This is a genomic window from Corynebacterium appendicis CIP 107643, assembly GCF_030408415.1.
GTDB classification, from domain to species: Bacteria; Actinomycetota; Actinomycetes; order Mycobacteriales; family Mycobacteriaceae; genus Corynebacterium; species Corynebacterium appendicis.
Genome location: NZ_CP046976.1, coordinates 1,972,787 through 1,994,497 on the forward strand (window position 1 = coordinate 1,972,787; position 21,711 = coordinate 1,994,497).

General features: G+C 66.5%; 19 protein-coding genes. 1 reads left to right on the forward strand and 18 read right to left on the reverse strand.

The window, feature by feature from the left end; all coding sequences use genetic code 11:
- Nucleotides 1–160 precede the first annotated feature (160 nt).
- Entirely contained in the window at nt 161–1,150 is a 990-nt protein-coding gene (argF, locus tag CAPP_RS09720) for an ornithine carbamoyltransferase (protein WP_076598979.1), read from the forward strand.
- A gap of 330 nt (nt 1,151–1,480) precedes the next feature.
- Here argF and CAPP_RS09725 read toward each other — a convergent pair whose 3' ends face one another.
- From CAPP_RS09725 to hpt, 18 genes are all read right to left on the reverse strand, one after another.
- Nucleotides 1,481–2,554, reverse strand: a complete 1,074-nt coding sequence (locus CAPP_RS09725) for an HNH endonuclease signature motif containing protein (protein WP_076598980.1) — start codon at nt 2,552–2,554, stop codon at nt 1,481–1,483.
- A gap of 213 nt (nt 2,555–2,767) precedes the next feature.
- Entirely contained in the window at nt 2,768–4,456 is a 1,689-nt protein-coding gene (gene ptsP, locus CAPP_RS09730; RefSeq protein WP_076598981.1) for a phosphoenolpyruvate--protein phosphotransferase, read from the reverse strand.
- Nucleotides 4,449–5,462: a PRD domain-containing protein gene (locus CAPP_RS09735; protein WP_084560542.1), complete on the reverse strand. Its 1,014-nt coding sequence runs from the start codon at nt 5,460–5,462 to the stop codon at nt 4,449–4,451. Before CAPP_RS09735 ends, ptsP begins: the two co-directional genes overlap by 8 nt.
- 248 nt (nt 5,463–5,710) lie before the next feature.
- Entirely contained in the window at nt 5,711–7,933 is a 2,223-nt protein-coding gene (locus CAPP_RS09740; protein ID WP_076598982.1) for a glucose PTS transporter subunit IIA, read from the reverse strand.
- 202 nt (nt 7,934–8,135) lie between these two features.
- A complete protein-coding gene (locus CAPP_RS09745) occupies nt 8,136–8,594 on the reverse strand; it encodes a TM2 domain-containing protein (protein WP_084560543.1) in 459 nt (152 codons plus the stop codon).
- 127 nt (nt 8,595–8,721) lie between these two features.
- Nucleotides 8,722–9,363, reverse strand: coding sequence for a hypothetical protein (locus CAPP_RS09750; protein ID WP_143313855.1), 642 nt, complete (start codon nt 9,361–9,363; stop codon nt 8,722–8,724).
- Nucleotides 9,364–9,483: 120 nt separating this feature from the next.
- Nucleotides 9,484–11,022, reverse strand: coding sequence for a lysine--tRNA ligase (gene lysS / locus CAPP_RS09755; RefSeq protein WP_076598984.1), 1,539 nt, complete (start codon nt 11,020–11,022; stop codon nt 9,484–9,486).
- Between the two features lie 165 nt (nt 11,023–11,187).
- The gene (locus tag CAPP_RS09760; RefSeq protein WP_076598985.1) at nt 11,188–12,351 is read right to left on the reverse strand and encodes a hypothetical protein; all 1,164 of its coding nucleotides are present in this window, start codon (nt 12,349–12,351) and stop codon (nt 11,188–11,190) included.
- A 71-nt stretch (nt 12,352–12,422) separates the two neighbouring features.
- Complete coding sequence (locus tag CAPP_RS09765) at nt 12,423–13,226, reverse strand: pantoate--beta-alanine ligase (protein ID WP_076598986.1); 804 nt, start codon at nt 13,224–13,226, stop codon at nt 12,423–12,425.
- Nucleotides 13,216–13,893, reverse strand: a complete 678-nt coding sequence (locus tag CAPP_RS09770) for a Rossmann-fold NAD(P)-binding domain-containing protein (RefSeq protein WP_076598987.1) — start codon at nt 13,891–13,893, stop codon at nt 13,216–13,218. The genes CAPP_RS09765 and CAPP_RS09770 overlap by 11 nt, the downstream gene beginning before the upstream one ends.
- Nucleotides 13,893–15,257 carry a DUF6779 domain-containing protein gene (locus CAPP_RS09775; protein WP_143313856.1) on the reverse strand — a complete coding sequence of 455 codons (1,365 nt, stop codon included), beginning with the start codon at nt 15,255–15,257 and terminating at the stop codon, nt 13,893–13,895. The genes CAPP_RS09770 and CAPP_RS09775 overlap by 1 nt, the downstream gene beginning before the upstream one ends.
- A 10-nt stretch (nt 15,258–15,267) precedes the next feature.
- Complete coding sequence (locus tag CAPP_RS09780) at nt 15,268–15,735, reverse strand: DUF3180 domain-containing protein (RefSeq protein WP_076598989.1); 468 nt, start codon at nt 15,733–15,735, stop codon at nt 15,268–15,270.
- A complete protein-coding gene (gene folK / locus CAPP_RS09785; protein WP_076598990.1) occupies nt 15,732–16,202 on the reverse strand; it encodes a 2-amino-4-hydroxy-6-hydroxymethyldihydropteridine diphosphokinase in 471 nt (156 codons plus the stop codon). Before folK ends, CAPP_RS09780 begins: the two co-directional genes overlap by 4 nt.
- Before the next feature lie 9 nt (nt 16,203–16,211).
- On the reverse strand, nt 16,212–16,610 hold the full coding sequence (folB, locus tag CAPP_RS09790; RefSeq protein WP_076598991.1) for a dihydroneopterin aldolase: 399 nt from the start codon (nt 16,608–16,610) through the stop codon (nt 16,212–16,214).
- Nucleotides 16,611–17,453 (reverse strand): dihydropteroate synthase, encoded by an 843-nt coding sequence (gene folP / locus CAPP_RS09795; protein WP_076599088.1) that lies wholly within the window; start codon nt 17,451–17,453, stop codon nt 16,611–16,613.
- A 45-nt stretch (nt 17,454–17,498) separates the two neighbouring features.
- Complete coding sequence (gene folE, locus CAPP_RS09800) at nt 17,499–18,116, reverse strand: GTP cyclohydrolase I FolE (RefSeq protein ID WP_076598992.1); 618 nt, start codon at nt 18,114–18,116, stop codon at nt 17,499–17,501.
- The gene (gene ftsH, locus CAPP_RS09805) at nt 18,109–20,733 is read right to left on the reverse strand and encodes an ATP-dependent zinc metalloprotease FtsH (protein ID WP_076598993.1); all 2,625 of its coding nucleotides are present in this window, start codon (nt 20,731–20,733) and stop codon (nt 18,109–18,111) included. Before ftsH ends, folE begins: the two co-directional genes overlap by 8 nt.
- 102 nt (nt 20,734–20,835) lie before the next feature.
- Nucleotides 20,836–21,492, reverse strand: coding sequence for a hypoxanthine phosphoribosyltransferase (gene hpt / locus CAPP_RS09810; protein ID WP_076598994.1), 657 nt, complete (start codon nt 21,490–21,492; stop codon nt 20,836–20,838).
- Between the last annotated feature and the right edge of the window lie 219 nt (nt 21,493–21,711).

Below are 21,711 nucleotides of genomic sequence, written 5' to 3' on the forward strand. Positions count from 1 at the left end.
CGCGCACGTACACGGCTCCATCCCACGAAAAAAGAGCAAACCTGCAAAACGCCGCAAAACAGCAGCTCCTGGCGCTGTTCGCTGGTAGCGAACGGGGGGTGGGAGCGTCGATAAGCGAAATGCGTAAATAGGATGGAACGAAACGAAAAGGAGCTACCCAATGCCTATCAGCCTGTCCGGCCGCAATTTTCTGAAGCTGCTCGATTTCACGCCCGAGGAGATCCGCTACCTGATCGACCTGTCGCGGCAATTCAAGAACCTCAAGCTCGCGGGCACGCCGCACAAGTACCTCGAGGGCAAGAACATCGTGCTGCTGTTCGAGAAAACATCGACGCGCACGCGCTGCTCGTTCGAAGTCGCCGGGCACGACCTCGGCATGGGCGTGACCTACCTCGATCCGGGCTCGTCGCAGATGGGTAAGAAGGAATCCATCGCCGACACCGCCCGTGTGCTGGGCCGCATGTTCGACGGCATCGAGTACCGCGGCTACGGCCAGGAGATCGTCGAGGAGCTCGGCGCGAATGCCGGCGTCCCCGTCTGGAACGGTCTGACCACCGAATTCCACCCCACCCAAATGATCGCCGACATGCTCACCATCGAGGAGAACTTCCCGCAGGGGCTACGCGGCCTGAAACTCGTCTACATGGGCGATGCGCGCAACAACGTCGCCAATTCGCTCATGGTCGCGTGCGCGAAGCTCGGCATCCACTTCGTCGCCTGCGGGCCGAAGGAGCTCATGCCAGAGCAATCGCTTATCGACGCCTGCGCCTCCCTCCCCTCCTCCGCCCCCATCACCCTCACCGAGAATGTCGACGAAGCCGTCGCCGGCGCCCACGTCATCTACACCGACATCTGGGTCTCCATGGGTGAACCCGACGACATCTGGGAAGAGCGCATCCGGATTCTCGAGCCCTACCGCGTCACCAGCTCCGTCATGGCCAAAGCCGCCTCCAACGCCATCTTCATGCACTGCCTGCCGTCGTACCACGACACCGAGACCACCATCGGCGCCGACATCGCTGAAAAGTTCGGCATCACCGAAATGGAAGTCACCAACGAAGTCTTCGAATCAGCCCAGTCGAAGGTCTTCGACGAGGCTGAAAACCGCATGCACACGATCAAGGCGATCATGTACGCGACGCTCTCGTAACTATTTGCCCACGTCGGCGCGGCCACGCGCTGCTCGATTTCACTCGGCGCGCCCCAGCTGAATCCGCCACCTTTCAACCCGGCAGGTGAGCGACGAGGTATCGAGAATTTCGGTGCATGGCGAACTCCCGCCCGCCGGGTACGTGCTGTGGATGATAGGGAAACTCCCCCCGCAAGCTCCGCCCCAGCAGGACACGGAAAACTTCCTAGCTCCCTAGCCAGGACCCGCCTCGGGGCTAGACCTGCATGAGCCTCGGATTAGCTTTGGCGCGCACCTGAGCGGCCGCAGGGTTGTTGCGCCCTCGGCCTGGTGGTGTGGTCAGGTTCCGAGCTAGCTTCCGAACAACAGGTGCATGGCACCGTATTGGTGGGTGGTGTTCGGGACTGGTGTTCCGCGCGGGGAGACCCATGTCGGGGTGCCGTTGCGGATGTGTATTCGACCCCGGTGGTGTCGCTCTGGGTCGTCGTCGTTGGTGCGGTTGTGGTACCTGCACAACACTGACAGGTTGTCCATGTTGGTCGGCCCGCCACGGGCCCACGGTGTGATGTGGTGGACCTCGCAATTATCCGCCGCATGCCGGCAATCCGGCACCGGACACGTCGTCAACGTCGCACGCGCCAGGTCGCGTTGCTTGGCGTTGGCGAACCGCTTCGCGTGGTACAGGTTCACCGCACCCGCCTGCGGGTGGAACAACGCCACCTCCAAATCCTTTGCGTAATAGTGAGTCAGATACTCCGCACCAGTCATCGTGGTGCCGTCCGACAGGCCCAGGATCGTCTCATCCCCCTCGCCTGCGAGGATCCTGATGTGCTCTGCCAACGGGACCTGGATCAGCGGCCGCGGCACAGACTGCGCGACACCGGCACCGCCCCGCAGCAACTCGGCGAACGCCTCGTACATCTGCGGGCCCTCGGGGCGGTCAGGGTCGAGCTTTGCCCGCAGGGCGTGTTCCAGGTCGGCGATGTCGCGTTCGGCGCCGGTGGCGATGACCGTGCGTTTGCCTTTCCTCGTCCGGCCGAACCGCACTGTGGACTCCGGGGCGGGTTTATCGGCGTCCGGGTCGGGGATGATGTCTTTGGCGCGGCGCTGCAGCGTCTTGTAGTTGCCGCGCACCGACAACAACGCCAAGCGGAGCTTCCACGTCTCGCGGTCGGAGGAGACAGCTTTGAGTTGTTGTTCGATGAATACCAGTTGGTCCAACGATTTCGCTGTTTGCCGGGCAACGGTGACAGCGTTGGCTTGTTGGCGGGAAAACCGGGTTTTTCCGTAGTAGGTGTCAAAGACGCCTTTCCATTCGGCAACGCGGGTGGGGTTGGCGCCGGCGTCGATGAGCAGCTGGGCGTTGAAGCTGCCCAGCATGTCGATGGCGTTGCCTGCGCCCACGAGCGCCGCGAATTGGTTCATGCCACAAACGTTAAACCGCGCGCAACACCAGGTCCATCGAACAATGTCCACTACAGTCGACAACACCAAAACACGCAGGTGAGAAAGGTCGATCGGCCGCGGAATTGAGCGGTGAACGAGGAAAGAGGGACAGCAGGCGAAAAAAGGGTGAGCAAACCCCGCCGCATGCCGAAGGGGCGAGGGCGGGGGGCAGGAGAACCCGGGCGAGCGGGGTTAGAGAAGGTCGCGGAGGACGGGGTCGGCGAGCCGGAGGGCGGCGTCGCGGGCTTCCTTGGCATTCACGGCATCGACAGCGTAGTTGGCCATCTGCTTGCAGGTTTCAAAGTCGTGCAGGCGCAGGGCGGCACGGACCGCGGAGACCTTGGACGGCGCCATGGACAGGGACGACACGCCGAGGCCAACGAGGACGAGGGCCATGAGCGGGTCACCGCCGGCCTCGCCGCAGACGCCGATGTGCTTGCCGGTGGCGTCGCCGCCGCGGCAGGTCTCACGGATCATGGACAGCACGGCGGGCTGCCACGGTGACAGCAGCGGCGCGAGCTCTCCCTGGAGGCGGTCGGCGGCCATGGTGTACTGCGACAGGTCGTTGGTGCCGATAGACGCGAAGTCCGCAATGGACAGCACGTTCGCGGAGCGGATCGCGGCGGCGGGGGTCTCCACCATGATGCCGGCCTTGGGCAGACCGACGGCGCGGCACTTATCGACGAACCACTGCGCCTCATCCACCGTCGCCACCATCGGGGCCATCACCCACAGGTCGGACGACGGGACGGCCTCACGTGCGGCGGCGAGGGCGGCGAGCTGGTCATCCATGAGCTCTTCACGCACCTGGGTCAAGCGCACGCCGCGCTGCCCCAGCGCGGGGTTCTCTTCGGGGCCGAGATCGGCGAAGGCGAGCGGCTTGTCGGCACCGGCGTCCAAGGTGCGCACCACAACGCGGCGCTCGCCAAAGGACTTCAGCACGGAGGTGTAGGTCTCGGTCTGCTCTTCTACCGTCGGGGCCTGCTCGCGGTCGAGGAAGAGGAACTCGGTGCGGAACAGCCCGGAGCCCTCGAGGTCCATGGTGGCGGCGTTGGCGGCATCGGCGGCGGTGCCGATGTTGGCCAGCAGTTTCACCTTGTGGCCGTCCTTTGTGGCGCCTTCACCGGAGGAGCCGGCGAGGGCCTGCGCGCGGCGGCGGGAGCGCTCTTCCAGTTCTTCCACGTCGGAGGCGGACGGGTTGACGATGACTTCGCCGACGCCGCCGTCGAGGGCGAGGGGGGTGGCGTCGATAAGCGATTCGGTGATTCCTGTGACCTTGACTGCGGCTGGAATGCCGAGCTGCGCGGCGAGGATCGCGGTGTGCGATGTCGCGCCGCCTGCCTCGGTGACGATGCCGAGGACCATGTCGCGGTCGAGCGTGGCCGTCTCAGCGGGCGCGAGGTCGTGCGCGACCAGCACCGACGGCTCCGAAAGGTCGGGGACGCCCGGCTCCGGCAGCCCGCGGAGGCGCGCGGTGGCGCGGTCGCGGATGTCGTAGAGGTCGGTGACGCGCTCGGCCATGTAACCGCCGATCTTGCGCAGCTTCTTCGCGTAGACCTCCACCGCGTCGTGCACGGCGGCCGTGACGCCCTTGCCGTTCTTGAGCTCCTTGTCGATGCCCTTGACCAGCCCGCGGTCCTTCGCTAGCGCGGCGGTGGCCTCGAGGATCTGCTTCGACGAGTCCGTCGCGTGCGCCGCGCGCTCCGTCAACCCGGCAGCGACCTGGTCGAGGGCGTCGCGGACACGCTGTCCGTCGACCTCGACGTCAGCCGACGCGGGCTCGTCGTGGTCGATGCCCACCGCGGGTGTCACGAACGCCGCGGGACCCGATGCCGTGCCCGCCGACACCCCGATGCCGTAAAGAACTTTCCTGTCAGTCATGCTCATTCCTTTCCGTGTCCGCCAACCTGGCGATGTGCAAGGTCAGGTAAGCGATCTCGTCTTCCGTCAAAGTCTGGTCGAACCGCAGCTCCGCAACCCGCGCGACCTTACGCGCAAGTCTGTCATGCTGCGGAAATGCTTGCGCGATCTGGGTGCTCACCGCATCGCTCGCGTGGTCAAGCTGCTCCCCGCGCGCCATCCGCACAAACAGGTAGCGCACGTGGGTGATGAAACGCGCCACGCTTATCGACGCCTGCCGCAGCCCCACCCCCCACTCCGCCCCGATGACGTCCAGCATCTGCTGGATCACCCCCGTCATCTGGTACGTGTAGCTCAGATCCCCGGTGGAGAACCCCGCGTTGACAAGGTGCAGCGCCAGCGCCGTCGCCTCTTCCGCAGGGAGCTGCGTCGCCCGCATTTGCTTATCGACGCGCGCGTTAATCTCCCCCAGCAACACCCTCCCCAGAGCGTGCTCGTCCGGGTAGAGGCTGGCCACTTCCGCCTCGAGCGGGTACTGGATAGTCTCCCCGCTCTCCGCCCGACGCTGAGCCTGGGTGACGTGGTCCGCCAAAGCAGTGACCAGCGTGAGTTTCTCCGGCAGTTTCGCCGACGCACCCGTGGCCGCCACCGCGTCCTTGAGCGCCTCCGTGACCAACCGGACCGTTTCGTAGGGCACGTACGCCATCATTTCCCCGGCGTGGTCCGGGTCGCGTCCGTCCGCCGGGACGAAGATCTGCGCGACTTTCGACTCATCGACCTCATCGCCCTGATGCGCACCGAAGCCGATGCCGCGGCCCGTGACCACGACCTGCTCCACAGCCGGGTTCGCCGGGTTCACCGGGTTCGCCGGATCCGCCGAGTTCGCCAGGTTCTCCGGGTTCGCCGGGCTTCCCGGGTTCGCCGGATGCGCCGGGTTCGCCGAGTTTCCTGCCGCGCAGCTCGCCCCACCTGGGCGCACGCGGCTCGCGAGCACCACGTTGTTGTTGAACACGCGCAGGATCTTCATGCTTTCCGTTCTACCGATTTCCGCTACTCGCTGCGCCCAGATATTCGCTACGCCCAGAGCGCGCCGCGGGCAGCGTTGCGACTGCCCACCTGCCCACCTTGCTGACCGGACTCAGCCGGACTCAGCCGCCGCAGCTGCACCCGCTGACCGCCGTCGACCGCCTGGGGAGCGCGGAACGGAGTGGGTGCGGGAGCGGAGCGGTCGGGTTCGCTGTACGGAGGTGGTCGGTGGGCAAGCCCGAGGTGGGATTACTTGGTCACCCGGAGCAGGGGGTCGTTGGGGGTGACGTGGCCGGGGGCGATGTCGTCGATACGCGACATCTTCTTGGAGTTGACCACGCTGGTGATCACCGTGGGGTCGAATCCCGCGGCGTCGACCGCCGCGAAGTCGACGTCCGCCAAGGGCTCGCCGACCTCGACACGCTGCTTCTTCTCCACGCGCGGGGTGAAGCCCTCGCCGTCCATCTGCACTGTGTCGATGCCGATGTGGACGAGGATCTCCACACCTTCGTCGGTCTTGATGCCGTAGGCGTGGCCGGTCTTGGCCACCGAGATGACCTTGCCGGAAACCGGTGCAAGGATCGTGCCGTCAGTCGGGATTACACCAACTGCCTGGCCGAGTGCGCCAGCTGCGAATGCCGGATCCTTGATCGCTTCCTGCGCGACGACTTCACCAGCCACTGGGGCTGCGATGTCGATGGTCACAGCTTCAGCAGCGGTGGCATCAGTTGCGGCGGACTCGGTGGCTGCGGGAGCGGAGTCGGTGGCTGCGGGTGCGGCGGTGGCAGTAGCTGCGGGCGCGGTGGTGGCTGCGGGAGCGGCGTCGGTGGCAGTAGCGGCCGGGGCGGCGCCAGCCGCGGGAGCGACGGCGGCAGCGGGAGCGGTGTCAGAGGTGGAGGGAGCAAGGGTGGCGTCGATAAGCTGTTGCTCCTTGCCCTCGCGGGCGAGGCGTGCGCGCTCGAGTGCTTCTTCCTTCTCTTCCGGCGTGCGGTAGTCGGTGAACAGGATGATGAAGAAGGAGGTGAAGAACGCGACGGCGATGGCGATCATGTACACCCACATCGGGTCGAACACGAACATGGTGGGCAGGGAGGTGAACACGAAGGCGTTCGTCTTCACGCCGCCGAACGGGGTGCCCAGGATGGCGATGGTCAGGCCGCCAGCGAAGCAGCCGACGAGCATGCGCGGGTAGATCTTCTTGTAGCGCAGGTGGATGCCGTAGAGGGACGGCTCGGAAATTCCGCCGAGGAGGCCGGCAGCGAGTGCGGAGCCGGAGGTCTGGCGCATGATCGGGTCGCGGTCGCGCATGGAGATGGCTAGGACGGCTGCGGTGGCACCGAAGGCGGCGAAGTTCCACGCGCCCATGGGGCCCTGGATGAAGTCGTAGCCGAGGGTGTTGATGTTCACCAGCATCAGTGCGTTCAGCGGCCAGTGCAGGCCGAGCGGCACGAGGAACGGGTAGAGCATCGGGATCAGGATGGCGAAGAGGAACGGCGCGTTGCCGTTGAGCCAGGCCAGGCCGGAGCCGATCCAGGCGCCGAGGAGGTACCCGAACGGGCCGATGAGCAAGGCGGTGACCGGGATCATGATCAGCAGCGTCAAAAACGGCACGAAGACCATGTGCACGGCCGACGGGATGATTTTCTGCAGGCCCTTGTACACGAGCGCGGCGATGGCGGCCATGATCAGCGGGACGAAGACGTTCCCGCCGTAGTCGTTGAGCACCAGCGGCAGACCGAAGACATCGATCATGTTCGTCTGGGTGCCAAGCACGGCATTGTCAATGACGCGCACCTCGGGGTGGTCCGCCAGCCCGATGAATTCGGGGGTGAATAGCGCCAGCATGATTGCGGCGGGCACCCACGGGTCAATCTTGAGTTTCTTGCCCGCGTTGTACGCCACAGCCACGGGCAGGAAGTAGAACACGGAGCGCCACATGGCGTCGACGAACTGCCAACCGGGGCTCTTCACGTCGGCGCGGAAGTCGACGATGCTGAATGCGTCGAGAACTGCGGTGAACGCGATGATCAGGGACGCGCCGAGCAGCACGCCGAGAATCGGTCGGAACGAGTCCGAGAGGTACTCGAAGAAGGTGTCCAGCCACGGGAACCGTCCCTGCGCTTTGGCGCGCTGCTCGGATTTGACGTCGTCGTTGGATTTGGCGGAACGGTTCTTCATCGCGGGCAGAGCCTTGATGTCGTTGTACACGTTCGCGACGTCGCCGCCGATGATCACTTGGTAGCGGTCGCCGGCTTGCGGGACGGCGCCCATCACTTTCGGGATCGCCTCAAGCTTTTGCTTATCGACGACTCCCCCGTCCCCCAATTCAAACCTCAACCTCGTCGCGCAGTGTGTCAGGGACCTGACGTTGTCGGCGCCGCCGATGCCGTCCAGAATCTCCTGCGCCACTGACGTTGCCGGGGCAGCGCCGCCTGTTGCGGCCGCGGCGCCCGATCCGTGTGCCGTGTTCATATCCAGCTCCTTTTCGCTGTGTCCGGGCTGTTGTCCGTGCAGCGGGCATGAAAAAAGACCCGGGCATAGGTGAATGCCCAGGTCTTGCCCCGCGTCTGTTGGCGGGTAACAACCCTGTTGGTATGTTCCGGTCTCCAGCTTACCCCCGCGGCCCGGAAATCCCCGCGCAGAAGTTCAGGCGAACGGACACATTCGGGGGTGGTTACTGCAGCGGCACACCGTTAGCGTCGCGGTCGTAGCCGCCGCCACCGGTGAGGACCATGACCATTTCCACCAGAGACCACAGCCACAGCGCGCCGAGAATGAGGAAGCCGATGAGGAAGATCGCCGTGATGCAGCCGACGAAGAACAGGACGAGCTTGGTGATACCGAGGTTGGTCTGCCCCATGTAGAAGTTGCCGATGCCCAACTCACCCAAGAAGAAGAACAGCAGCGCGGCCACGACCTTGTTCTTCGGGGCGTACGGCATCTGCTGGTACTGGTTGTACGGCTGCACCTGGCCCTGCTGGGGCTGACCGTACTGCGGCTGGGAGTACTGAGTCTGCTGCGGCTGGGCGAACGCCGCGTAGTAGTTGTTGGAGCCTGCACCGGAGTTGTTCACCGGCAAGCCGTCCTTGTCGTACTGCTGGCCGTGGGAGTTGCCCTGCCAAGAGGTGCTCATCGGGGGGAGGTCCTTTCGACTATTCGAAGATCACAACAGACTGTATCGCGCTGCGAGCCTACGCGCGACATCGATGGGGAAGATAAATGCGGGGTGAAGGGGTGGGCGTCGATAAGCGTGCTCTTTTTTAGCAGGGGTCCAGCGCCAAACGTGCCTCGTCGACGTCGGCGGCTGAGGCGTCCGGGAACGAGCCGTCGACGAGCGGGCGCACGTTGCCGCCGTAGGTCGACTTCGCTCGGCACGCCGCGTCCTTGTCGCTGCCGAAGTCGAGGTAGATCGGGTAAATGTCCTTGCCGTCGACGCTCTTTCGCAGCGAATCGCAGTGGCCCGGCACCGTGAATTCCTTGCCCTCCGGGTCGGCGAACATGACCGCCTGCACGAGCCGGTCGAAGGTCGCCTTCTCGTCGCCCTCGTCGATCACGGAGTCGACGATCAAGATGTAGCGCCCGTCGCACGCCGGGAACGACGCTTCCTTGCCGGCCTCACCGAGACCGACGTTCGTGATGTAGCCGTCGTTGTTCTTCACGCGGTCGTACGAATACGCACCGTCGTCGGGCTTCTCGCTGGTGGTCTCGGCTGCGACCGTCGTCGTTTCGGTCGCGGTCGTGGTCGTTTCACTTGACGACGGCTCCGACGGTTCCGTTTCCGGAATCACCGAGTTCACCGCCTCCGGCCCCGGCTCCTCCAAGTTCGACGAGCACGCTGCAGTTCCGGTAGCGAGCGCTGCGGCAGCGGCGACGGCGCCTAATGTTCGGGAAAATGCACGCATGAGACGAGCGTAACCCGCCGCCCCCGGGAAGTGGGAACGGCGGGTGAGAACGAGGCGCTGGAAACAGGACGCACAGGTCGCGCGAGCTGCAGCGAGTAAAACCAGCGCGACCGCGGCGCGCTACGCCTCCGGGCGCACCATCGGGAACAGTACGGTCTCGCGGATGCCCAGGCCGGTCAGAGCCATGAGAAGGCGATCGATGCCCATGCCGGTGCCGGCTGTGGGCGGCATGCCTTGCTCCATCGCGGCGAGGAAGTCCTCGTCGAGGACCATGGCTTCGTCATCGCCGTCGGCGGCGAGGCGGGCCTGGTCTTCGAAGCGCTCGCGCTGGATGACGGGGTCGACGAGCTCGGAGTAGCCGGTGGCCAGCTCGAAGCCGCGGACGTAGAGGTCCCACTTCTCGGTGACGCGGGGCTTGGAACGGTGGTCGCGGGTCAGCGGGGAGGTCTCGACCGGGAAGTTGATCACGAAGGTCGGCTCGTAGAGCTGGTCGGAGCAGAGCTCTTCCCAGATTTCCTCGACGAGTTTGCCGTGGCCCCAGCCGGCGTTCTCGGGCACCTTGACGCCGATTTCGGCGGCGATGCCCTTGAGATCGTCGACGGTGGAGTCGATGGTCACCTCGGGCTGGCCGGGGAATTTGCGCGCCAGCGCTTCATTGAGGGACGGGTACATTTCCAGGACTTTCCATTCGCCGCCGAGGTCGTACTCAGTGCCGTCGGCAAGCGTGACGGTGGTGGAACCGAAGACTTCCTGGGCGCAGAACTGGACGGCGCCCTTGATGGTTTCGGCGCCTTCCTTGTAGGTTCCCCACGCCTGGTAGGTCTCCATCATGGTGAATTCCGGGCTGTGGGAGCTGTCGACGCCCTCGTTGCGGAAGTTGCGGTTGATCTCGAAGACGCGCTCGATGCCGCCGACGACGCAACGCTTGAGGTAGAGCTCCGGCGCGATGCGCAGGTAGAGGTCGATGTCGAGGGCGTTGGAGTGCGTCTCGAAGGGGCGCGCGGCGGCGCCGCCGTGCAGCGTCTGCAGCATCGGGGTCTCGACCTCGACGAAGTCCAGCCCGGTGAGGTACTTGCGCAGCGCAGCGATGACCTTGATGCGGGTCAGCGCATTCTTCCGGGCGTCTTCGCGCATGATCAGGTCGGTGTAGCGGTAGCGCACGCGCTGCTCTTCGTTCATGTCGGCGAACGCGACGGGCAGCGGGCGCAGCGCCTTGGACGCCATGTGCCAGGACTTCGCCATGACGGACAGCTCGCCGCGCTTGGAGGCGATGACGCGGCCGCGCACGGAGACGATGTCGCCCAAGTCCGTGTCGGCCTTCCAATCGGCGAGAGCTTCCTCGCCGACTTCAGCCAAGGAGAGCATGACCTGGAGTTGGGTGCCGTCGCCTTCTTGGAGCGTCGCAAAGCACAGCTTGCCCGTGTTGCGCTGGAACATGATGCGGCCCGCGACCGCGACCTCGTCCTGTGTCTCCTGGCCAGCCTCGAGGGTGGTCACCCCGTCAGCGCCAGATTCAACGACGGTGTATTTCTCGCGCAGTTCGCGTAACGACGTCGTCCGGTCCACCTCCACCGGGTACGCGTCTTTGCCCTGCTCGAGGAGTTTTTCGCGCTTTGCGCGGCGGATCTGCTGCTGCTCTGAAAGGTCCTGGGTAGTCACGATGCTCTACCGTAGTCGGTTCCGCCTACCAATAGTCGGGAAGGGTCCACACAGGCGGGTCGTCGAGGGACCCGTCCGTGGTGAGTCTCCTCCAGGTTCTGCGAGCACCCGGCCCACTGCTGCCGCTGCCGCCACACCGTTGCAGCGCGTGCGGCGAGCCGGCTTTTAGCCGCGCGTCTTCTCGCAGAGGTTGAGGTACATGCGCTTGCTCTCCGCCTCGCCGCCGTTGACGACGAGCAGGTACTGCGCGTCGTCGCCCTCCGGCGCGATGCGGTACGCCGGCGGGGTGACGCCGTCCATCTTGTAGGAGCGCGCCGAGCAGACATTGTTGCCGATGACCTCCGCGTCGCCCTCCGGCAACTGCTGGTCGCGGTTGGCCTCCGTGCCGTAGTCGATGACGCTCACGCCGAGCGCCTTGTCCGAGCAGCGGATGCGCGCGTCTTCGCCGCTATTCGGAGCCATGGACGTGCACTTCATGCCCAGCCAGCCCTTCTGGCCGCTTTGCTCGGAGATGATCTGCGGGAACGTATCCGCCATTTCCTGTTCCTTGGCGTTCCAGGCTTCGCCGCTGTTGCTCCACAGCCACCAGCCGCCGGCTGCGATGGCGAGAAGCACCAGCACGATCGCGCCGATAAGCCACGGCGACGCACCCTTCTTCTCCGCTGTGGCGACATCGGACTGCGCGGGATCCGTGGACTGTCCGGACTGCGCCACTTGGGTGTCGCCCGACGTTGGTTGCGTCGACTGGGTTTGCCGCGTCTGCTGCGTATTCTGGTTCTGTTGGCTCGGGTAGCCGTACTGTGGCTGGCTCTGGCTCTGGAATCCGTACTGCCCCGGGAACGAGCCGGTGTTCGGCCCCTGGTAGACGGGGATGTTCGTGGTCGTAGGGAAGGAGCTCCAGTTCGGGGCGGCGCCCGGTGCCCCCGGTGTGCTCTGCGCGCCCTGTGCACTCGTGGCGCCCGGAACCGCCTGACCAGGACGCACTGCCTCGGCGTTCGGGTTAGTGTCCGGGAAGTACTGCTTCGGCTTCTTGCGCTTCGGCTTAGAGGCCGCGATCGAGGAAGAGTCAGCAGCGGTGCCCGGATCGGCGGCAGCCATCTGGCGCAGGGCCGGGACATCGATGGTGGGGGCGGTGGGGTCGTCAAGACGCGTGTCGTACATCTTCCGGCGGCCGGGGTCACCGAGGATGCGGCGGGCGACTTGGAGTTCGTCGCGGGCGGCGTCGCTAAGCGACCTTGAATTGAGGCGCTCGTCGATGACCTTGCCCAGCGTTTCCGCGTCCTTGCCGCGGTCGAGTCCGAGCGAGTCGTAGAAATTGTGGTGTGCCAAAGCGGGGGTCCTTAAGCATGGCCGGAAAATGACGGAAAAACTGCTGCATTAAACATAGCGCGCCAGTTATTTTACGGCCCAGGCTGCTCGCCCATGTTCTTGAAGCCGACCCCGACGGGGACGCCGACATTGTCGATGAGACGCACGTCGCCGAAGCGCGCGGCGGCGAGCAGGCGGGCGTCGCCGACGGCGGGCGCGTCTCCGAAGGACAGGGAGCGCAACGCGAGGTAGTCGGGGGTGATACCGGCGGCCTCGAGGACGCCGCGGGCGGTCTCGATGACTTTCTCGGGGCCGTGCTCTGCGGCGTGCGCGCCGGCGGTGAGCGCGGCGGACAGCGCGAGCGCGTCGTCCTGGAACTGCTCGGGCACATCGGCGTTTCGTAGCGACATGGCCACGCCGTTTCCCGCCCGAACAGTGGGCAGGCTGTGCAGCTGAACCTCCATGCGCAATCCGCTGACCGCCTGCTGGAGCGCGACGAGCTCCTCGAAGTCCTTCTCGCCCACCACGACATCGGTGGCGTGGGTGGCGTTGATCGCGGCGATCGTGCGCGTGACAGCCCGCGCTACCTGCGCCGGGTCTTCGAGGTGGTCGAGCTGCGGCACGACGCGGACCTCGGTGGGAAGCTCGCCGTGGAAGACGACATCGACACCCTCGCGCGCGAAGTCCTCCGGGACGTCGTCGCCATTGTAGGTCACCATGACGACGCCGCCGAGCAGCGATTTCGCCGCGCGGATCAGCGCGATGTGCCCCGCGTGCAAACCTTTTCCGAGCGGCACGAGCACCACGCGCTTACCGGTCTTGCGGAAGGCGCGGCCATACGTCGCCAGCTGCGCGGGGTCAGTGACCACGACAGCTTTACCAGGTTCAAAACTCATGCGTCCCAGGGTACGGCCAGCCGGTTCGAGCCCGACGACGCCCCTCCAACCCCTCGTACAGCTCCCTCGCCGCCGGGTCCGCGAAGGCGGAGCGAATCGTCTCGAGGGTCGCCGCGTCTTCCGGGTATGCGTAAGGCCGCTCCGATCCGTGAATGAAATCCTCGGCCTTCACCTCGATGCCGGGAATGACGCCGCGCAGCAGGTTGTAGGCGTCCAGACGCACTTCGTACTCGAGCGCGCGCAGGCGCTGCGCCGCCATCAGCGTGGGCCGTTGCTCGTCGGCGACCGGGACGGGTGTTCCGCCAATCTCGCTGATCAGCAGGTTCACGGTGGCCTCGCCGAGTTCGTCGGCGGCGGCCGTGACCCAGAAATCGTCGAAAATATGGTGCGCGGCCATCACCACCGCACCGCGCACCTCCAGCGGGTCGAGGATCTGAACACCTTCGCCGAGCAGCGTGTGCAAAACCATCTGGCCGTGCCGGACGTGCGGTTCCAACGCTGTGATCACAGCGGGGGTGTGGGGCGCGGGTGCGTCGATAAGCACGAGATCGTTGTTCGCCGCCTCCGCGACGGGCGCATCAGCGGTGACTGCGTGACCCACGCGCGCGAGTTCGTCGGAGAGTGTGCTGCCGTGGGAGGCCCACACCCGCAGGCGCGGTGCGTGCACTACTGACCCTTCTTGCTGCGTGCGAGCAACTCAGCGACGGTGAGTGCGCCTTCGCGGTTCTCGTCCGCGCGGCGGCGGCCGCGGGAATCAGCTTCCTGCTCCGCCTCGGCTTGACGCGCCTGTTCAGCCTTGCGGGCTTCTTCTGCCTTGTGGGCTTCCTCGGCGCGGCGTGCCTCCTTTGCACGGCGGGCCTCCTCCTCACGGCGCCGCTGTTCCTCGCGACGTTTCTGCTCTACGCGGCGCTCGCGACGCTGCTGGGCCTCCTGCTGCTGACGCTGTTGGAGTTCGCGCTCGCGGTCGAGCTCTTCCTGGCGCTCGCGGATGAGATCCGTCAGCGGGTTGCGGCCTTCCGGCGCGCGGTGCGAGCCGACGCGACCTGCGACGGCATCCGACGACGGGCCGCGGTGCACGTGCGGTTGTTGCCGCGGCTGATCTTGCGCGGCCGGGCGCTGCTGCGGTTGTTGCGGCTGCTGCTCTGCCTGCTGCTGACCGGGCTGCTTTGTCAGCGCGTTGATGGCCTGGTCCTCGTCCGCGTCGCGCACCGGTTTGATGCGGGAGGTGACTTCCTTGTCGTTGGGTGCGGACCAACGCGTGGACTCGCCGCGCTGCGGCTGCTCTGGCCACTGCTTCGGCTTCTCAGGCGCCGGGGCCGGCTTCGGCTGGGCTTGCTGCGGCTGCTGGCGGGACGGCTCGGGGCGCTGCGGCTGTGCGGCCTGCGGGGTCGGCTGCGCCGGTTGCTGGGGGCGCTGCTTCGGCCGGGACTGGGGCTGCGGCGCCTGCTGCTCACGCTGCGGCTGGTGCGCGGGTTGCGGCTGCGCAGCGCGCTGCGGTTGTGCCGGCTGGGCGGCGGCCTGCGGATCGCGCGCCGGCTGCTGCGGCTGGGGCGCGACACGGCTGGCGCGGGCCTCGATCTCCTTCACCCGGCGGGCCTCGGCCTGGAGGGCGGCGGGCTCGTAGCCGAACTCGCGGCCGGAGAGGTCCTCGAGCTGGGCGCGGAGGGTGGCCAGCTCGGCGCGGATCTCGCGGAGGACCTCGGTGTCGACGGCCGGGGGCAGGCCTTCGCCGGCGCGGGCGGCCTCGAGGGCGTGGCGGTCGGCTTCGTTGCGGGCGCGGAGAGCTTCGAGCTCAGCCTGGTATTCGCGCTCGCGGGCGTCGAGCTCGGCGCGGGCGCGGTCACGGTCGTTGCGGGTGCGGGTGACCAGGAGGAAGCCGCAGATGGCGGCCCACAGGGCGGCCAACAGGGCGATTTGCAGCCATACGGCGGAGTCGCTGAACAGCATGATCACTGTAGCGATGAGTGCCAGAGCGATCAGGACGATCATCCACACATTGCCGCCGTCGCGCGACCGATTTTCCGCAGTCATGCCCAACACTCTAACCCGCTGGTTCCCCTTCGGCGGGTGGCGACACCTCGCAGGAGCGTTCAAGAACCACTCCAGCAACGGCCAAAGCGGCCCCGCCGAGCGCCCCGGAGATGACCCCGGGCGCGTCGGCCTGCGCCGCGGTGAGGGTGCCCAGCCGGGGCAGCACCCACACGACAAGGCCCAGGAACACGCCGCCGAGAATCGCGCCGGACCAGGCGCTGGCTTTGCCGACGACCATGAAATTGGCCATCATCATCGGGTTGATCTGCGAGCGGTCGAGCCCCACGCGCCCTTCCTCCCGGCGGCGGCGCACCATCACGGCGAGGAACACGCACAAAGCGGCGACTGCCCACAGCGGCAGCGACCACAGCGGGGAGATGGTCTGCCACGCGCCGTAGAACCGCCGGACCAGGATCAAGGCGGCCGCGGCGAAGAAGCCGGCGGCGCCGACCAGGGCGGTCACGTTGGTGCGGGTCATAGCGGGGTCACCTCGTCGTCAAGCTTTGAAGCAAGCTTATCGACGCCCCGTCCCCCAAGCCGCGCGCCCCTGTCCACCTCGAGCCACGGGACGAGGACGAAGGCGCGCTCGTGCGCGCGCGGGTGCGGGACGGTCAGCTCCGGCGTATCGACGGTGATCTCTTCGCCGCCGTCGCCGTAGAGCGCGACGATGTCGACATCCAGCGTGCGCGGACCCCAGCGGACCTCGCGCACACGGTGGGCGTCCTGCTCGAGGCGCTGGCAGCGCGCGAGAAGCTCGTGCGGGGTCTCGGCGACGTCGACGATGAGGATCTGGTTGAGAAAATCGTCCTGGTCCACCCCGCCCCACGGCGCGGTGCGGTAGATGCGCGAGGCGGCGACGAGCTCATCGGCGAAATCCTTTTCCACCGACGCCAGGTGCGCGCGGGAGTCCTCCAGATTCGACCCGGTCAACAGCACGGCACGCATAGCGGCTCCTTAATTTCCAGCCGCCGGACGGTTGGTCGCCATCGATTTGCGGGAGCGGCGGGCGGTGACGGCGACGTCGTCGAGCACGAGCCCGACTGGCGCATGCGGCTTATGCACGGTGACCTCCACGGCGTGGAGCGCATCGAATGTGGCCATGGCGGCCTCGGCGATCTGCGTGGCCACGGTTTCGACGAGCGCCCGGCGCGTGCCCGCGACGATGTCAGCGGCGAGCTGCGCCAACTCCGCGTAGTTGACGGTCTTGGTCAGGTCGTCGTCGCGGGCCGCATCGGCGAAGTCGAGCCACGCCGTGATGTCGACGATGAAGGGCTGGCCGAATTCCGCCTCGTGCGGCAGGACGCCGTGGCCCGCGTGGACGCGGATGCCGGTGAGCTGGATGCGGTCGGCCATCTACACCTCCCCGGTTTCCGAGCCGTAGGACGCGCCGAGACGCCATGCCGCGGCGACATCGACGGCGTCGCGGGAGACGTCGACCTCGTGGACGCGCACGCCCCACGCGCCGAGGTGCGCGCTGACCGCGGTGACTGCGGCAGTGGCGGGGTCCGCAAGAGACGGGTTCGCTTCCAGGCCGCGGTTCGCGCGGATCTCAGTGAGGAAGCGCTTGCGGGACGCGCCGACAAGAACAGGCAGGTCGCCCGCGATGAACTCGGGCAAAGCGTTGAGCAGCGCCCAGTTGTCGGCGGCGGTCTTGGCAAAGCCGAGACCCGGGTCGAGCACGATCTGCGAGTGCTCCACGCCGGCGGCGACGGCATTGTCGGTCAGGCGCTTCAGGGTGTCGCGAACATCGGCCACGACATCGCCGCCGTGGTCCGCGGAACCGGCGGCGTCGCCGAATTCCGCGTTGTGCACAGTGCGCCAGTGCATCAGGCACACCGGCAGGCCGGTCTCCGCCATGACGGCGTACATGTCCCGGTCGGCGAGCCCGCCGGAAACGTCGTTGATCATGTCCACGCCGGCCTCAGCGGCGACACGCGCGGTCGAGGCGCGCATCGTGTCCACCGACGTTCGGATTCCCTCCGCGTGCAGCGCCTCGATCACGGGCTTCACGCGCTGCGCTTCCAGCTCGGCCGGCACACGCGTGGCGCCCGGCCGTGTTGACTCCGCGCCGACGTCGATCATGTCGGCGCCCTGCGCCACGAGGTCCTTCGCGTGCGCGATGGCGGCATCGCGGTCGAGCCACTTCCCGCCGTCGGAAAAGCTGTCTTCCGTGACGTTGAGAATGCCCATGACCATCGTGCGCCCGGCGGGCGCGGTCAAATCAGCGACAGTGACCAATTTCTACCCCCTGATCAGGCTCAGAACCTCCGCGCGGGAGGCAGCATTTCGTTTGAATCCGCCGCGCACAGCCGACGTCGTCGTCATCGCGCCGGGCTTGCGGATGCCGCGCATCGCCATGCACAGGTGCTCGCATTCGATCACGACGATCACCGATTGAGCATGAAGCTTATCGACGAGTGCATCCGCGATCTGACTCGTCAGCCTCTCCTGCACCTGCGGCCGCTTGGCGTACATGTCCGCCAGGCGCGCCAGCTTGGACAGACCGGTGACGTGACCGTCCTCGCCCGGGATGTACCCGATGTGCGCCACCCCGTAGAAGGGCACGAGGTGGTGTTCGCAGGTGGAGTAGATCGGCACATCGCGCACGAGGACGAGCTCCTCGTGGTTCTCCGCGAAGGTCTTCTCCAGCACCGTCGTCGGGTCCGTGTGCAGGCCCGCGAAGACTTCCTCGTAGGCCCGCGCGACGCGCGCCGGGGTGTCCACCAGACCTTCGCGGTCCGGGTCCTCTCCCACGGCGAGCAGCAGTTCGCGCACGGCCGCTTCGGCGCGCTCGCGGTCGAATGCGGGACGCTCTTCCTTCTCCGCCTGCTCCACCGCCGCGTAATCGTTCTCAGTCATTCTCCGGCCTCCTGTGGCGCGCTCCGTAATCGGGCTCCGTTCGCGGCAACTGCTCCGTGGGTTCCGATCCCTCGCGCAACTGCGGCTCCGCGACACCGGGCGCGTCGGCGCTCGGCGATTCCTCGCCGGTGCTCCCGGCAGTGTTTTCGCCGCTCTTCTTCGCGTTTTCGGCACGGTCGTCCCAGACGTGGTCCGGCTGCTCGCTCTCCGGCAGGCGGAAACCGATCACCTCGGTCGGCGGTGCCGGCTGCGGCTGGTTCGGGTTCGGCTGGTGTTGCTGAGCCTGCGCCGGGTTACCCGGGTTCACCGGGTACTGCGCCTGGCCCGGATGCTGATTCGGGTGCGGCCATTGTTTCGGGCCAGGCTGGCCCGGCTGCGGCTGCGACTGCGGGGCCGGCTGCTGCGCGTGACCGTCGCCGGTGAAGGACCAGTCGGCTGGCGGCTGGGGGCCGTCGTAACGCGGCTGGCTCTGGTTCTGGCCCGGTTGACCGGGCTGGCTCTGGTACTGGCCGGGCTGATCAGGCTGGTTCGGCTGCCAGCGGGTGGAGCCGTCACCCGGAGCGCCCGGGGCCGGAGCATTCTGGCCCTGCGGCATCCAGCGCTGGTTCAGCTCGGCTTCGCGCTGGGCCTGGCGGCGGGCGCGGGCCTGCTGGGAAGCCTCAAGCAGGGAGAACTTCTTCGGCGGTTCCTCGCCGCGCTCCTCGGCGAGCTCCACCGGGGTCTTGACTGGCTCGCGGTCGGGCTGGCGGGGGAAGCGGGCGTCGTCAAGCTCAAGCCCGGAGCCGGCCGGTTCGATGCCGTCGAAGATGGCCTCGAGGTCGCCGCGGCGCAGCGTCTCCTTTTCCAGCAGTTTGGAGGCGAGGGTGTCTAGGTAGTCGCGGTTGTCGGCGAGGATGGAGTAGGCGCGCTGGTGGGCGGCGTCGATAAGCTCGTGCACCTCGCGGTCGATGGTCTCGGCGACGGCGGGCGAATAGTCGAGCGTGCCGCCGCCCATGGCGCGGGCGAAGGGGTCGCCGTCCTCGTCGCCGTACTTGACGGTGCCGAGTGCTGCGCTCATGCCGTATTCCATGACCATGCCGCGCGCGATCTTGGTCGCTTGCTCAATGTCGGCGGATGCGCCGGTGGTGGGCTCGCCGAAGACGAGTTCCTCGGCCGCGCGGCCGCCCATGGCGAAGACGAGGCGGGCGAAGAGCTCGTCGCGGTTGTACATGCCCTTGTCGTCCTCCGCGGCGGTCATGGCGTGGCCGCCGGTGCGACCGCGGGCCAGGATGGTGACCTTGTACACGCGCTCGATGTCTTTGAGCGCCCACGCGGCGAGCGTGTGGCCGCCCTCGTGGTACGCGGTGACCTTCTTCTCCTTTTCGGAGATGACCTTCGACGAGCGGCGCGGGCCGCCGATGACGCGGTCGGTGGCTTCTTCCAGCGCGTCGGCCGTGATCACGTTACCTCCGATGCGGGCGGTGAGCAGTGCGGCCTCGTTGAGCACGTTCGCCAGATCCGCGCCCGACATGCCGGCGGTGCGCTTGGCCAGCGACTTCAAATCAACGTCCGAGCCGAGTGGCTTGCCGTGCGCGTGCACTACGAGGATCTTCTCACGGCCGGCGAGGTCCGGGTTGGTCACCGGGATCTGGCGGTCGAAGCGGCCCGGGCGGAGCAGTGCCGGGTCGAGGATGTCCGGGCGGTTAGTGGCCGCGATGAGGATGACGCCCTCGCGGTCGCCGAAGCCGTCCATCTCGACGAGCAGCTGGTTGAGCGTCTGCTCGCGCTCGTCGTGGCCGCCGCCGGTACCGGAACCGCGCTGTCGGCCAACGGCGTCGATCTCGTCGACGAAGATGATGCACGGGCTATTTTCGCGTGCCTGCTTGAACAGGTCGCGGACGCGGGAGGCACCGACACCGACGAACATCTCCACGAAGTCGGAACCCGAGATGGAGTAGAACGGCACGCCGGCCTCGCCCGCGACGGCGCGGGCGAGCAGCGTCTTACCGGTGCCCGGCGGACCGTAGAGCAGCACGCCGCGCGGAATCTTCGCGCCCAGCTGCTCGTAGATCTGCGGGTCCTGCAGGAAATCCTTGATCTCCTGCAGCTCGTCGACTGCCTCGTCCGCGCCGGCGACATCCGCGAACGTGTTCGTCGGCATGTCCTTGGTCAGCTTCTTCGCGCGCGAGCCGCCGATGCCGAACATCCCGCCGCCCGACTGCATGCGCGACATGAAGAAGAAGATCAGGCCGAAGATCAAAAGCATCGGCAACATGAAGCCGAGCATGGACAGCAGGAACGACTCCTGCGTCACGTTCGTGGTGTACTTGTCCGGCTCCGCCCCCTTGACCGCGTTGAAGATCTCCGGGGTGGTGCGTGCCGGGTACTGCGCCTGGATCTCCTCGATCCCCTCGCGTTCCTCCACGGTGATCGGCTCGCGCAGCGTCAGGCGGACGCGTTGCTCGCGGTCGTCGATCTGCGCTTCCTCGACGTTCTTGTCGGCGAGCTGTTGCAGGGCGACAGAGGTGTCGACTTCGGAATAATTGCGCGAATCGTCGCCGATCAGCGTGAGCAGGTACAGCAGAATCAGCAGGACGGCACCGATGATGCCGTAGCGCGCGACAGTCTTGTTTTTCATCTAGTCCTGTTATGGGGTGATTAGCCGGAAGTTGTAGTTCTTACAGCCTACTCACCGTGGCAAGTCACGCCCTAGCGGCGGTGCTCACGCCCGCCGCGCGGTTTAGATCTCGACGGCTTCCGGCCCCTCTTCGCGCGAGGGCACCGGCTCTTCCCCGACGTCCGAGTACACGCGCGGGTGCAGCGTGCCCACGTACGGCAGATCGCGGTAGCGCTCCGCGTAGTCCAGGCCATAGCCGATGACGAACTCGTTCGGAATGTCGAAGCCCACGTCGAACAGGCCGATCTTCGCCGTCTGCACCTCAGGCTTGCGCAGCAGCGTGATCACATTCAGGCTCTTCGGCTGGCGGCCGGACAGGTTCTTCAGCAGCCACGACAGCGTCAGACCCGAATCGATGATGTCCTCCACCACGAGCACGTCGCGACCGGAGATCTCCTTATCCAGGTCCTTCATGATGCGCACAACGCCCGAGCTCGTCGTCGAGTTGCCGTAGCTGGACACCGCCATGAACTCGACCTCAGACGGGATCGACAGCGCACGCGCGAAGTCGGTGAGGAAGTACACCGCGCCCTTGAGCACGCACACGAGGATGAGGTCGTCTTCCGCGCCGCGGTAGAGCTCGGAGACCTTGTCCGCCATCTCCTGGATACGGTCGTTCAGCTCGTCCTCCGGGATGAGGATCGCTTCCACGTCGTCGCCGTAGCGGTTTGCCGGGACATCGAAATCTTTGCTGTCGCGCAGCCGCGTTCCTTCAGCCATACAGCTATCTTGCCAGACATTCGCTTATCGACGACTCCCCCGCCCCCTCATTCCTCACCCCAGCCACTCTGTCCTTCGATACGCCGGAGGTATCCGGAGATATACGGCAACACCCGGCCTGAATACGGTGCCACTAGATGCGTTTGAAAGCGCTTCCTAAATCCCCAGGTCAACTGTTTCCACTGTGACGGAAGTGACTCGGATCTCAAACGCATCTAG